This window comes from Rhizobium leguminosarum (assembly GCF_002953715.1).
Taxonomy (GTDB): Bacteria; Pseudomonadota; Alphaproteobacteria; order Rhizobiales; family Rhizobiaceae; genus Rhizobium; species Rhizobium leguminosarum_V.
Map to the genome: position 1 here is coordinate 779080 of NZ_CP025013.1, position 13103 is coordinate 792182.

A 13103-nucleotide genomic window follows, 5' to 3' on the forward strand; every position below is an offset into this window, starting at 1 on the left:
ATCGAGCCATCGCGCGTGCGCCCTTGATGTTTTCCCCGCTTCGACAATACAGGGCGCATGGACACAAAATTCATTGGTAAGAAGTCGGCAGCAGCCGGCGGCTGGGGCGCTTTGAAGAGCTGCGGCAAGCAGTTGCTGCAAAGCGGCATGCCGATTTCAGGGGCGCGGACGATGCTGAAGGCGAACCAGCCGGATGGATTCGATTGCCCGGGCTGCGCCTGGGGCGATCCGGAGCACGGATCGTCGTTCGAGTTCTGCGAGAACGGCGTGAAGGCCGTCGCCTGGGAGGCGACGGAAAAGCGGGCAACACCCGCCTTCTTCGCGGAAAATACTTTATCGCAGCTTCGCCAGCTGACGGACTATGAACTGGAGCTCAACGGCCGCCTCACGCATCCGATGCGCTATGACGCGGCGAGCGACCGTTACCTGCCGGTCGCATGGGCGGATGCTTTTGCCGAGATCGGCAGCATTCTGAGGGGGTTCGATAGCCCCAACCGGGCGGAATTCTACACGTCGGGCCGGGCGAGCAACGAGGCCGCCTTCCTGTACCAGCTGTTCGTGCGCGTCTACGGCACCAACAATTTTCCCGATTGCTCCAACATGTGCCATGAGGCGAGCGGCATCGCCATGCGCCAGGCGGTCGGCGTGGGCAAGGGGACCGTGCTGCTGGAGGATTTCGAAGAGGCCGACGCGATCTTCGTGATCGGGCAGAACCCGGGCACCAACCATCCGAGGATGCTCGGCGACCTGCGCCGGGCGGCGATCCGCGGTGCACGCGTCGTCGTCTTCAATCCCATCCGCGAACGCGGCCTGGAGCGCTTCTCCGACCCGCAGGACAAGATCGAGATGCTGCGGGGCGGTTCGACGGATATCGCCAGCCTTTATCTGCAGCCGCAACTCGGCGGCGACATGGCCGCGGTGCGCGGGATGGCGAAGGCCGTGCTGGCCGCGGAAGACGCCGCCGTCGCCGCCGGTCTGCCCGCCGTTCTCGACCACGCATTTCTCGCCGAACACTGCATGGGTTTTGCGCAATACCGGGCAGCGGTCGAGGCGACGAGCTGGGCCGACATTGAGGACCAATCGGGACTGAGCCGGCAGGAGATCGAACGGGCGGCCGATGTCTATATCAACGCCGAGCGGATCATCTGCACCTGGGCGATGGGCGTGACCCAGCATCTGCATTCTGTGGCGACGATCCGCGAGATCGCCAACTTCATGTTCCTGCGCGGCAATATCGGGCGGCCGGGTGCGGGCCTTTGCCCGGTTCGCGGCCATTCCAACGTGCAGGGCGACCGCACCGTCGGCATCAACGAAATGCCATCGGACGATTTCCTCGATGCGCTGGAGAAGCACTTCCGCTTCACCGTCCCCCGCGAGCATGGCCACAATGTCCTTGCCGCGATCGGAGCGATGCTCGACGGCTCGGCCGAGGCCTTCATCGGGCTTGGCGGCAATTTCGCCCGCGCCACGCCCGACAGCGCACTTGTTGAAAAGGCGTTGCGGCGGCTGAAGCTGACGGTGCACATCGCAACCAAACCCAACCATTCGCATCTCATGCCCGGCGAGACGGCCTTCATCTTGCCGTGCCTCGGGCGCACCGAGATGGATCTGAACGCCGCAGGCAACTCACAGCTCATAAGCGTCGAGGATTCGATGAGCATGGTGCATGGATCTGCCGGCATCAATCGCCCGGCCTCGCCGCATCTCCTCTCGGAAGTCGCCATCATTGCCGGCATTGCACAGGCGACGGTGGGCTCCGCGGTGGTCGACTGGGCAGAGCTTGCCGACGACCACGACCGCATCCGCGATCATATCGAGGCGACCATTCCAGGCTTCGAAAATTACAATGCGCGCCTGCGCAAGCCGCGCGGTTTTCACCTGTGCAATACGGCCGCCCATCGGGAGTGGCATACACCGGCAGGCAAGGCATCATTCTCTTGGGAGGCGCTTCCGGAGGAGACGGTGCATCAGCGGGCGCGAAAGGGCGAGGGGCGTTTCGCCCTGCAGACGTTCCGATCGCACGATCAATACAATACGACGGTCTATGGCCTCGATGACCGATATCGCGGCGTCTACGGGGAGCGGCAGGTCATCTTCATTCACCCAGCCGACCTGAAGGCGATGAATGCCGAGGCCGGCGACCGGGTCGACGTGGTCGGCGAGCATGATGACGGTATCGAGCGCATCGCAGAGGATTTCCGCTTTGTGCCCTATGACATTCCGAGGGGAAGCATCGCGGGTTATTATCCCGAGCTGAACGTGCTCGTGCCGCTTGGCAGCGCGGGCGTGGAAAGCGATACGCCCACCTCGAAATCCATCATGGTATCCTTTCGCCGGCGAAAAGCCGCGTGAGCCAAGAAGCGTCCGAGGCCGATCGCTTTCTCGCTCTCGTCGCTGCGGCGCAAGGCAGGGACAACAGGCTGACACCCCTCCAGGCCGGTCTCCTGGTCGCCGCGGATCTGGGGATTGCCCGTGACAGTCGCGCCTTTGCGCGCATGCTGGGGATCGCGCATTCTCTCGTGCTCAGGGAGCTCAACGCCCTGGCGGAACGCGAAGGGATGCTGCAGATCGTAAAGCGGGATCTGAGGACGATGAGAGTGCATTACACATTGCCGCCGCGGGACGAGACGTAAACATCCCTGTATCAGTGTCGGTCAACTGCCTCTTCACCGCAAGCCAGGGCCATTATCGACCGATCACGCGCTTCCTGGTGTCGGAAGGGTATTCTCCGTATGTGGTTTTATAGACTGCGGAAAACCGGCCGAAATGAAAGAAGCCCCATTTGAGGCAGATGGCTTTCATGGTCTCTTTGCTCACGGGATCGAGCAGATCCTGGCGCGCCGCGCGCAGCCGAAGCGTCAGCAGATAAGCAGCGGGAGAGGTTCCTCTGAACGCACGAAAACCGGTTTCGAGCGCCCGGCTGGATACGCCGGCCGCTTCGGCGACCTTCGGCATGGTGATCGGCTGATCGATATTGGCGTGCATGAATTCGATCGCCCGGCGGACATGCCGCGGGGCGATGAGGGCGGGGCCATTCTCCAGGAAATGCGACAGCCGGTGCGGCACCAGGCGCACGACCAGATCGGCCAGCGCCTGCGTCATATGCGCCATGGCGATCGGCGACTGCAGCAAGGGGCCATCGTCGCGCATGCCTGAGATGATCGTTTCCGTGAGATTGCCAATCAACCGGCCTTCCGGCTTGGACAGATCCAGTTCGGGCAGCAGGTCGAGGGAGCCGCTGAACGGCATCTCGAACGTCTGGCCGATCGTCTGCAGGATGAGAGGCCAGTTGATCAGCAACTCGTCGATGACGTTCGATCGCCCATGCATGATGACGCTGTTGGGTTCGAAATTATTATAAAGAAGCAACTTTCCTTGCCCGGCCTCGGCGACGCGGGACCCGTAAGTTACCCCCATGCCGCCGCTGCGCGGCACGACGATCGACAGGTATTCGGCCGTATCGACGGTCGGCTCGATATTGAACTGAAACTCCGCCTCATGATAACCCGTGAGCAGGACGGCGTTGTCACATACCGAGAAATCCAATCCCCAATGGAAGTCCTGGCTGCGGCCGACAGGCTCGGCATCAAATGCGCCAAAAGCGCCCCCGAGCGTTTCGACCATGTTGTCGAAGGACGAACCGCTAAATCGAAATGAGAATGGCGCAGTGCTATTTTCCGTCATGCTGCTCCCATTGTTCGATGTGGCTGTTTCGACATGTTCTTCTCCACCGCTCGCAGGTGCCAGCGCGACGCGCGGCCGGCGAGAGTGTCGGATTTGTGCGCGTACCTCTGCCAGCCTTGCCGGTCGTCATGGATGGTCGTCCCCCGCCGCGGCGCTTCATCAGAGCCTGTAGACGGCATGGATGAGCGGCCTTGGACGTATATTAGACGATTGTTGGATAGAGTGCAGCAGCTTGCAGCGGGGTAGGTGGATCTTCGCGTCATACCGGCATCGATATCAGCGGCTTGTGCCAGCTGATGCAGGCCGAATTCGGGCATGGTAAACGTCAAAAAGACCAACCCGTTGAATGCATTAGTTCCCATCCAGATCAGGAACTGACAGAACCCGCGGCCATTGGCAAGACTTCACGCTGCCGGCGATGAGGACAACCCGCTGATAAAACGATTACGCTGAAGGAGCGATTTTGCAGCTGTATCCGCCACGCCACAGGTTCGACCGCGGCGATCTTGCCGAGATGCGCATCATCTGAAGCTTATCGGGAGCGCCGCATTTGAGAGCCGCGCAGTCGCCTGCCGAAGGTTCTTAGTGGACCGCTTAAAGATGGCCTTCGGCAGGCTGACAGGCATGCAAGCATACGCACGGGATGGGGTGCGTATGTACGATCCCTTCCATCCGTTTGGGGGTGATGGATGGACGGGCTTGGCTTTAGGACCGTAAACCATCATGGCCTTGGTCGAGATTGATCTTACTGTTCCTTAGCTATGGAGCAATTGTCGAGCCCCGATATTGTCGGCCAACCGGCTTTTCGTGGCGCAGTCTGGACTGATCTTGCGCAAAATGTATAGGCAAGCGCTCCGTAGAAGCCGGCTGTTCCGCGTCATGGCCTGCGCGGAGTGGATAGAGATCTTTAATTTCTCATTTAGCACGAACGATGGGAACTTAGGCATGATGCCGCCGGGCACGATGCATTCGGTTCTTTGCGGCGCGCTCCGGGAAACCTGCATCCACGGCTGCGGGGAATAGCGCGATCACGGTCATTCCCGCATTCACCGGGTGCTCGCCTAAGAGAAAGTGCCCCGCATCGAGCGACCAGGCGGCCCCGGAAAGACCCGCGGAAAGCATCTCGACGATAAGGGCGATATTGGCGCCCTTATAACCGCCGAAGGGCAGGAGAGCGCCGAGCATCGCCTTGACCGGATCGGTGGTGATTGCGCCGGTCTCGTCGATGGCCATGCCGCGCGCAATCGGCGACTGCGCTTTTGCCGCTTCGGCAAGGGTAATGAACGCCGAGGCACTCGTCGCCTGGTCGATGATAACGGGTGGCAAGGGTTCCGGCAGAGGCACGCCGAAAGCGAGCGGATTGGTGCAGTAGACGCGCTCCCCGCCCTCGGCGGCGGCCATCAAAGCCGGTCCGTTGGCGGCGGCGATGGATATCAACCCGTCCTGAGCGAGGCGCCGGACGTAATATCCCAATTCCCCGGCGGTATAGCTGCTTCTTTGCGTGAAGACTGAAATGCCGAAGGTTTTCACGCGCTTTACGAAGTCGTCGTAAATGAGGTCGAACCCGAGCTGCGCTATGCCGCCGTCCGCATCGGCGTGAATCAGGGCCGGCAGCACGCGGTCGAAGCGGGGCTTGGCGTCTCCGTTGATCCGTCCGTCGCGCAGGCTGGTGAGATAATCGACGAAATGCGGGAAACCCAGCTCAGTGCGACCGAAGCAGGCGGCCGACAGCGTTGCATCGACGAGCGCCTTCGCCATGGCCGGGCTACCGCCGCAGGCAAGGCAGGCTTCGAGCGCCAGTTGGCGGAGCTCGTCGATCGGCATTTTCATCCTCTGCTTTGCCATCACAGCTCCAATGCCGCTCGTCTGCCCTCATAGAAGGCATAGGGTGCCTGGCGCGGCGCAGTCTCCGATTTCGACGACATCGCAACGATGCGAACGCAGTTCTTCACCCAGCCAGTTGGCCGCTGCAGAGATGGCAGCATGTTGATTGCTGCGCACTTTAGAGTGCGACCGAGAGGGCGCTATCGCGTCGGGGAGCCACTTCCTGCGAGTTCACCATCGCCCCCGCGAGCTGGCGGAAGGTGACAAGCCCCAAAGCTTCCCCGGATGGTGAAACCACCCTGGCATCGTCGTCCGGCGCCGATGCCAGCATCCGGACAGCCTCTTCGACGGTCGTACCTGATGCAATCGTCAATCCGCCTGGCGCAGCACCGGAATGCAAGGGTGTCATGATGGCATCGACCTGGATGACCCGGCCTCGATTGACCTCCTTGACGAAGTTGGCGATGTAGGCGTCGGCCGGACGCAGAACGATGTCCTGGCTGGTGCCCTGCTGGATGACTTCGCCGTCGCGCAGGATCGCAATCTGGTCGCCCAGCCGAAGGGCCTCATCGAGGTCATGGGTGATGAAGACGATGGTTTTCTTGATCTCCTTCTGAATGTCGAGAAGGACCGTCTGCATATCGGTGCGGATCAAAGGGTCGAGCGCCGAATAGGCCTCGTCCATCAGCAGAACCGGCGCATCGTTCGAGAGGGCTCGTGCCAGCCCGACGCGCTGCTGCATACCGCCCGAGAGCTGGTTGGGATATTTGCTCTCGAAGCCCTTCAGGCCGACCCGCTCCAGCCAGCCCATGGCGACGTCGACGGCTTTCGAGCGCTCCATGCCCTGCACTTCGAGGCCGAAGATGGTATTGTCGAGAACATTCCGGTGCGGCAGAAGCGCGAACTTCTGAAACACCATTGCCGTCTGGTGCCGGCGAAACGTCCGCAATTCGGTCTCGTTCATTTTCACCACATCGACGCCGTCGACAAGCACTTCGCCGGCGGTTGGATCGATCAGACGGTTGATGTGGCGGATGAGCGTCGATTTTCCCGAACCCGAAAGGCCCATGATGACCTGGATGCGGCCCGAGGGTATCTCGACATTGATATCTTTCAGGCCGAGCACGTGGCCGTGCTTTTCGTTGAGCTCGGTCTTCGTCAATCCCTTTTTGACGGCATCGACATGAGCGCCTGGATTGGGACCGAAGATCTTGTAGAGATGGCGGATCTTGATGCCGCCGAAACGTTGATCAGCCATGGACGATCTCCCGATGCTTCTGGAGCCGTTTGCCATACGCCTGGCTGACCCGGTCGAAGATGATGGCAATGCCGACGATGGCAAGGCCGTTGAAAATACCCAGGGTGAAGTACTGGTTGGCGATCGCCTTCAGAACCGGCTGGCCAAGGCCCTGGACGCCGATCATCGAAGCGACGACCACCATGGCGAGCGCCATCATGATGGTCTGGTTGATGCCGGCCATGATGGTGGGAAGCGCCAGCGGCAGTTGGACCTTGAACAGCTTCTGCGCGCTCGACGTCCCGAACGCATCGGCTGCCTCGAGCACGTCCTTGTCGACCAGGCGGATGCCGAGATCGGTCAGCCTTATCATCGGCGGTATCGCATAGATGACGACGGCGATCAGTCCAGGCACTTTGCCGATGCCGAGCAGCATGACGACAGGGATGAGATAGACGAAGCTCGGCATGGTCTGCATGACGTCGAGGATCGGATTGATGACGCGTTGCAGCCGGTCGGAACGCGCCATGAAGATCCCCATCGGGATGCCGATGGCGATGGAGAGCACGGTACAGACGAAGATCATCGAGACCGTCCGCATCGTATCGTCCCACATGTCGAAATAGCCGATCATCAGCAGTGTGACGAGACAGCCGAGGACGATCTTCAGGCTGCGGCTCCCAAACCATGCGATGACAAGGATGATTGCCGTAATGATCGGCCACGGCGTCTGCGTCATGAAGCGGTCGGCGGCGATCAGGAAATGCTGCAGCGGCGAGAAGAGGCTTTCGATCGCGTCGCCGTAGCTGCGGGTAAATGCGCGAAAACCGTCATCGATCGCCTTCTTCAGATTGCGAAGGGCGTCGTCATCCATATGCGGGAATTTATAAAACCATTCCATTCGGTTCCCCTTTTTCTTCAAAGAGCCGTGGCAGTCTTTTTGATTTTATCGGCAGCGAGAGGCGGTGCGCATCAAGCGCACCGCAGTAATCGGCGTTAAAGAGCAGCTTCGATCTTCGTGGCTGCCTCAGGCGAGACCCACTTGGTCCAGAGGTCCTTGTTTTCTTTGAGGAAGTGCTTGGCACCGTCCTCGCCGGTCGCCTGGTTGTCGGTCATCCAGGCCATCAGCTTGTTGACCGTGTCGTTGCTCCAGGAGCGCTTCGTCAGGTAGTCCATGACTTCAGGGCCGACCTTTTCCGAGAAAGGCTTTGCAACCAGGGTGACGATCTTGTCGACCGGCCATGCATTCGGCTTCGGATCGGGGCAATCGGCGACGGTGTTGCAGCGCTTCCATTCGGCGGCGTCGTTCGGCACGCCGGCTTCCAGCTTGACCATCTGATACTTGCCGAGCAGCGCGGTCGGCGCCCAGTAATAGCCGGCCCAGCCTTCCTTGCGTTCGTAGGCCTTGGAGATCGAACCATCGAGGCCGGCGGCCGAGCCGGTATCGACGAGGGTGAAGCCGGCCTTGTCGGCTTCGAAGGCCTTGTAGAGCTGCGTGGTTACCACGGTGCCGCCCCAGCCCTGCGGCCCGTTGTAGATGGCGCCCTTCTTCGCATCCTCAGGAGCGGGGAAGAGTTCCGGATGCTTCAGCACGTCGCCGATGGTCTTGATGTCGGGATGGGCGTCGGCCAGATATTTGGGAATCCACCAGCCCTGCACGCCGCCATCGGGCAGCGGAGAGCCGACCTGGACGATCCGGCCTTCTTCCGTTCCCTTCTTGACGACATCAGGCAGCAGGTCGATCCAGGCTTCCGGCGCGATGTCCGGCTGGCCCTTTTCGGCCATGGAGGTGATTGTCGGGACGGTATCGCCGACGGTGATTTCCGCTTCGCAGCCATAACCTTCGTTCAGGATGAACTTGTCGAGGTTGGAGAGAACCTCCGCACTCTGCCAGTTCATGCTGGCGATGGTCACGGTGCCGCATTCGGCGGCGCTGGCGAAAGATGCCCCGCCGATCAGGCCGAACGTCAGACATGTCGATGCGAGTAGTTTTTTCATTCTCGTTCCCTCTGTTTAGCGGCCGGTTTTGCCGAGCGGGGCGCCGCAGGACCCGCTCCAACGGTTGTCAGGAAGCGTCTCCCATACTCACCGATTTCTTGAATGCCGCCGACAGCCCCTCCGCAACCGAAGCGTCGAACCCGGCCGCCCGCATGCCTTCGATGGCTGCAGCAGTGGTTCCGCGATAGCCGACAAAGGTTTGAACAACCTCATCGGGACATTCGTCGCGACGCTCCAGCAGGCGGCCGGCGCCTGTGATCACCGTGTTGACGGCGCGGCGCGCAATCTCCGCCGGCAGGCCATTTGCGACGGCGTCGCGCATCATGGCGGCGGCGAGCAGCGCCGGGAATGCCGGTCCGGACCCGGAAAGACCCGTGAGGTAATCGATGTCGCTTTCCCTTGCGACCTCGTCCTCGGATCCGCATGCCTCGAAAATAGCACGGACGAGCGCCCGGTCGTCTTCGGTGACATCGCTCGCGCCAATCCACGGCGTATAGGACTTGGCCACTTCGGCGGCGGCGTTCGGCAAAGCGCGGACGACGCGGCCGGTGTTGTGGCGCTCGGAAAGTGCGTCCAGGCGGATGCCCGCCATTACCGAGATGACCAGCTTGCCGCCGGCATCGACACCAAGAGCACGCCAGTCATCAGGACGGACGGAGAGAAGGATCACGTCCGAGCGGTCGGCAAGCGCCTGATTGTCGGTGGTCAGGAAAGAGTTCGGGAAACGGCGCGGCTGCTCGCTGCGATAGGAGAGGGAGAGATTTCGAGGTTCGACCAGGCCGGCATCAAGGATCGAGCCGGCGATTGCTCCGCCAAGCCAACCGCCGCCGCCGATGATACCGATCCTCAAGGAAACGCTCATCCCGGCCTTCCCTAACCCGGCCTGTAGCCATGCCGCGAGAAGAAGCGATCGAGCTCCCTCTGCTGCGGCACTTCACCGGTGTAGATCGCGATATATTCGGGAATCCGTTTCATGCGGACGGCGAGTTCCTCCTTGGCTTGCATCGAGATGTATCCGATCTGCACGAGGTAAGTTGTTCGCGCTCGGACATCCGATGTCGCTTCTGGTAGCCCGAAGCGGATAAACATGCGCTTGAGGGCTTCCAGGCGAAGCTGGTCGGCTTGCCGGACCTCGGCGAGAATCTCGTCGGACTGCAGCGCCCAGCTGCGCACGGCGAATTCGAACCTGGCGTCGAACAGATCATTGTTGAGCCAGCAGTCGAAGACGTTGAGCATCGCCTCGGCAAGCGATTCCGCATAGGCTTCGGACTGCTTGACGATGTTGCCGGTGTTTTTATCGCGCCACCGCGCCACGAGCCCGGCCAGCAGCTCTTCCCGGTCCTTGAAGAACCAGTAGAAACTCGTGCGCGAGAGGTTGAGCTTCTTCGCTAGGGGCAGAATTTTCACCGAATCCACGCCGGAATCCAGCAGCGAGTGGTAAGCTGCTTCCAGCCATCCCTCCTGTGATCCGCGCCAGCCAGTGTCGTTCAGAGCCTGATCCATAGGCTATCTCCTATCAAATTATGCAGCGGCGCACAAGAAAAATGTACATTAGTGTCGAAAGCAACGACCCGCATGTTTTCAATGTTGACACATATGTACATTACCCTTAGCGTCTCCTCTGACGTTTTTAATCCGGAACCACGGCCCATGTCGAACGATCCCCTCCTTCAGCCTTACCAGCTCAAGCATTTGAAGCTGCGCAACCGTATCATCGTGACCTCCCACGAGCCGGCTTATCCGGAAGACGGCATGCCGAAGGAGAGGTATCGCGCCTATACGGTGGAGCGGGCAAAAGGCGGCGTGGCCTTGACGATGACGGCCGGTTCGGCCGCGGTTTCGAGGGACAGCCCACCGGTCTTCAACAACCTGCTTGCTTACAAGGACGAGATCGTGCCCTGGATCAGGGAGATGACCGACGCCGTGCATGAAGAGGGAGCGGCGATCATGATCCAGCTCACCCATCTCGGCCGGCGCACACGTTGGGACAAGGGCGACTGGCTGCCTGTGGTAGCCCCATCGCATCAGCGCGAGGCGTCCCACCGCGCCTTCCCGAAGAAGGTGGAAGATTGGGACATCGAGCGCATCATCAAGGATTTCGCCGACGCTGCGGAACGCATGAAGGCGGGCGGCATGGACGGTGTCGAACTCGAGGCCTACGGCCATCTGATCGACCAGTTCACGTCGCCGCTTACCAACGAACTCGACGGTCCCTACGGCGGCTCGCTCGATAACCGTTTGCGCTTCTGTTTCGACGTCTTCAAGGCGATCCGGCACAGGGTGGGGAACGACTTCATTCTCGGTGTGCGCTATACCGCCGACGAATGTCTTCCGGGCGGTACCGGCAAGGCCGAAGGCTTGGAAATCTCCAAGCGCCTGAAGGAAAGCGGCCTCATCGATTACCTGAACGTCATTCGCGGCCACATCGATACCGACGCCGGTCTGACCGACGTGATCCCGATCCAGGGCATGGCGAATTCACCGCATCTCGATTTCGCCGGCGAAATTCGCGCCGCAACCAACTTTCCGACCTTCCACGCGGCGAAAATCCCTGACGTCGCCACCGCGCGCCACGCGATCGCCTCCGGCAAGGTCGATATGATCGGCATGACCCGCGCCCACATGACCGACCCGCATATCGTCCGCAAGATCATCGAAAAGCGGGAAGACGATATTCGTCCCTGCGTCGGCGCCAATTACTGTCTCGATCGCATCTACCAGGGCGGGGCCGCCTTCTGCATCCACAATGCCGCCACCGGCCGCGAACTGACCATGCCGCATATCGTGGAAAAAGCCGACGCCAAGAAAAAGGTCGTCATCGTCGGCGCCGGCCCGGCCGGTCTGGAAGCGGCGCGCGTCGCCGGAGAGCGCGGCCACCAGGTCGTCGTTTTCGAAGCGGCGAACAATCCCGGCGGTCAGATCCGGCTCACCGCTCAAAGCGAGCGCCGCAAGGAGATGATCAGCATCATCGACTGGCGCATGAGCCAGTGCGAGAAATACGACGTCACCTTCCACTTCAACACCTGGGCGGAAGCCGACACCATCGAGGCGGAGAATCCCGATGTCGTCATCATCGCGACCGGCGGCCTGCCGCATACCGAGGTCCTTGCGAGCGGCAACGACCTGGTGGTCTCGTCATGGGATATCATCTCCGGCGACGTGAAGCCTGGAACCAACGTGCTGATCTTCGACGACGCCGGCGATCATGCCGGCCTGCAGGCGGCAGAGTTTCTCGCCAAGGCAGGCGCCAAGGTCGAGATCATGACACCGGACCGGTCCTTCGCGCCCGAGGTCATGGCCATGAATCTCGTGCCCTATATGCGGTCTCTCCAGAAGCATGACGTGACCTTCACCGTCACTTATCGTCTGGAAGCCGTCGAAAAGAGCGGCAACCAGCTCGTCGCCCATGTCGGCAGCGATTACGGCGGGATTGCCAGGCAGCACAGCTTCGACCAAATCGTCGTCAATCATGGGACCATTCCGCTCGACGAGCTCTATTTCGAACTGAAACCCAGCTCGAGCAATCTCGGCGAAATGTCGCATGATCAGCTTCTTTCCGGAGAACCTCAGTCCGTCATCCGCAATCCTGATGGCAAGTTCCAGCTGTTCCGGATCGGCGATGCGGTCGCCGCACGCAACACGCATGCCGCCGTCTATGACGGGCTGCGCATCGCGAAAGATATCTGATCGCGAGAGCGGGCCGCTTGCCGGCCGATCGTCTCGGGAGGTGATGACATGAGTTTACGCAATGAAAGCCTACAGACTTTCGTGGATGCGGCTTTCGTGGCTTTTGACCGGTTCGCCAAGGCTCCGGAAGCCCGCCGCTCGATCCGTCAGATTTTTGCAGCGCTGGAGCGCCCGGGAGCCGCGCGTGCAGGAGAGGGAAGCCGATTGCCCGTGTGCGCTCAGCTTGATGTAGCGCTCTCGATCGATACGTCCTATCCTTCGCTGCCGCGATTGATCGATGGGTTCAAAGGCATCGAGCCAATGCTTGAATGGCGTCGGCGCACCAAGTATGACCACACGGCCAGCGACAATTTTGTCGATGGGCATGCCAATGCCATGATTATCGGCCCGGGAGGATTAGAGGAGCGGAGCGACCTGTGGATCGGCGTGACGTTGATGGCGCCTCAGGTGCGCTATCCCGACCACGTTCATGCGCCAGAGGAAGTCTACCTCGTACTGTCCGAGGGAGAGTTCCAGCAGGGGGAAGGGGACTGGTTTTCGCCTGGTATCGGCGGATCCTTTTACAATGTCCCCGACATCAAGCATGCCATGAGGTCGCTCGACACGCCGCTCTTCGCCTTCTGGGCATTACTTGCCGAACGGCCAGCAGTTTAGAAATAAAGGGGGGTTGCCC

At 60.9% G+C, this 13103-nt stretch carries 11 protein-coding genes; 4 read left to right on the forward strand and 7 right to left on the reverse strand.

Features of this window, described 5'->3' with window-relative positions:
- The first annotated feature begins 57 nt into the window (after positions 1-57).
- Complete coding sequence (locus CUJ84_RS28100; RefSeq protein WP_105008903.1) at positions 58-2352, forward strand: FdhF/YdeP family oxidoreductase; 2295 nt, start codon at positions 58-60, stop codon at positions 2350-2352.
- Positions 2349-2633, forward strand: coding sequence for a hypothetical protein (locus tag CUJ84_RS28105; protein ID WP_105008904.1), 285 nt, complete (start codon positions 2349-2351; stop codon positions 2631-2633). The genes CUJ84_RS28100 and CUJ84_RS28105 overlap by 4 nt, the downstream gene beginning before the upstream one ends.
- Positions 2634-2685: 52 nt before the next feature.
- Here the strand turns inward: CUJ84_RS28105 and CUJ84_RS28110 are convergent, their stop codons facing one another.
- The 7 genes from CUJ84_RS28110 to CUJ84_RS28150 form a co-directional block, all read right to left on the reverse strand.
- Complete coding sequence (locus CUJ84_RS28110; protein ID WP_105008905.1) at positions 2686-3684, reverse strand: AraC family transcriptional regulator; 999 nt, start codon at positions 3682-3684, stop codon at positions 2686-2688.
- A gap of 939 nt (positions 3685-4623) precedes the next feature.
- On the reverse strand, positions 4624-5529 hold the full coding sequence (locus CUJ84_RS28125; protein WP_245457579.1) for an Ldh family oxidoreductase: 906 nt from the start codon (positions 5527-5529) through the stop codon (positions 4624-4626).
- 157 nt (positions 5530-5686) lie between these two features.
- Entirely contained in the window at positions 5687-6766 is a 1080-nt protein-coding gene (locus CUJ84_RS28130; RefSeq protein ID WP_105008907.1) for a quaternary amine ABC transporter ATP-binding protein, read from the reverse strand.
- Positions 6759-7646: an ABC transporter permease gene (locus CUJ84_RS28135; protein ID WP_105008908.1), complete on the reverse strand. Its 888-nt coding sequence runs from the start codon at positions 7644-7646 to the stop codon at positions 6759-6761. Before CUJ84_RS28135 ends, CUJ84_RS28130 begins: the two co-directional genes overlap by 8 nt.
- A 95-nt stretch (positions 7647-7741) precedes the next feature.
- The gene (locus tag CUJ84_RS28140) at positions 7742-8743 is read right to left on the reverse strand and encodes an ABC transporter substrate-binding protein (RefSeq protein WP_105008909.1); all 1002 of its coding nucleotides are present in this window, start codon (positions 8741-8743) and stop codon (positions 7742-7744) included.
- Positions 8744-8810: 67 nt separating this feature from the next.
- Complete coding sequence (locus CUJ84_RS28145) at positions 8811-9605, reverse strand: pyrroline-5-carboxylate reductase family protein (protein ID WP_105008910.1); 795 nt, start codon at positions 9603-9605, stop codon at positions 8811-8813.
- Positions 9606-9616: 11 nt separating this feature from the next.
- Positions 9617-10246 (reverse strand): TetR/AcrR family transcriptional regulator, encoded by a 630-nt coding sequence (locus CUJ84_RS28150; RefSeq protein WP_029871401.1) that lies wholly within the window; start codon positions 10244-10246, stop codon positions 9617-9619.
- A gap of 147 nt (positions 10247-10393) precedes the next feature.
- Between CUJ84_RS28150 and CUJ84_RS28155 the strand changes: the two genes are divergently transcribed.
- Together CUJ84_RS28155 and CUJ84_RS28160 are read left to right on the forward strand one after the other, a co-directional pair.
- Positions 10394-12430 carry an NADH:flavin oxidoreductase gene (locus CUJ84_RS28155; protein ID WP_105008911.1) on the forward strand — a complete coding sequence of 679 codons (2037 nt, stop codon included), beginning with the start codon at positions 10394-10396 and terminating at the stop codon, positions 12428-12430.
- A 48-nt stretch (positions 12431-12478) separates the two neighbouring features.
- On the forward strand, positions 12479-13084 hold the full coding sequence (locus CUJ84_RS28160) for a dimethylsulfoniopropionate lyase (protein ID WP_105008912.1): 606 nt from the start codon (positions 12479-12481) through the stop codon (positions 13082-13084).
- Positions 13085-13103 lie beyond the last annotated feature (19 nt).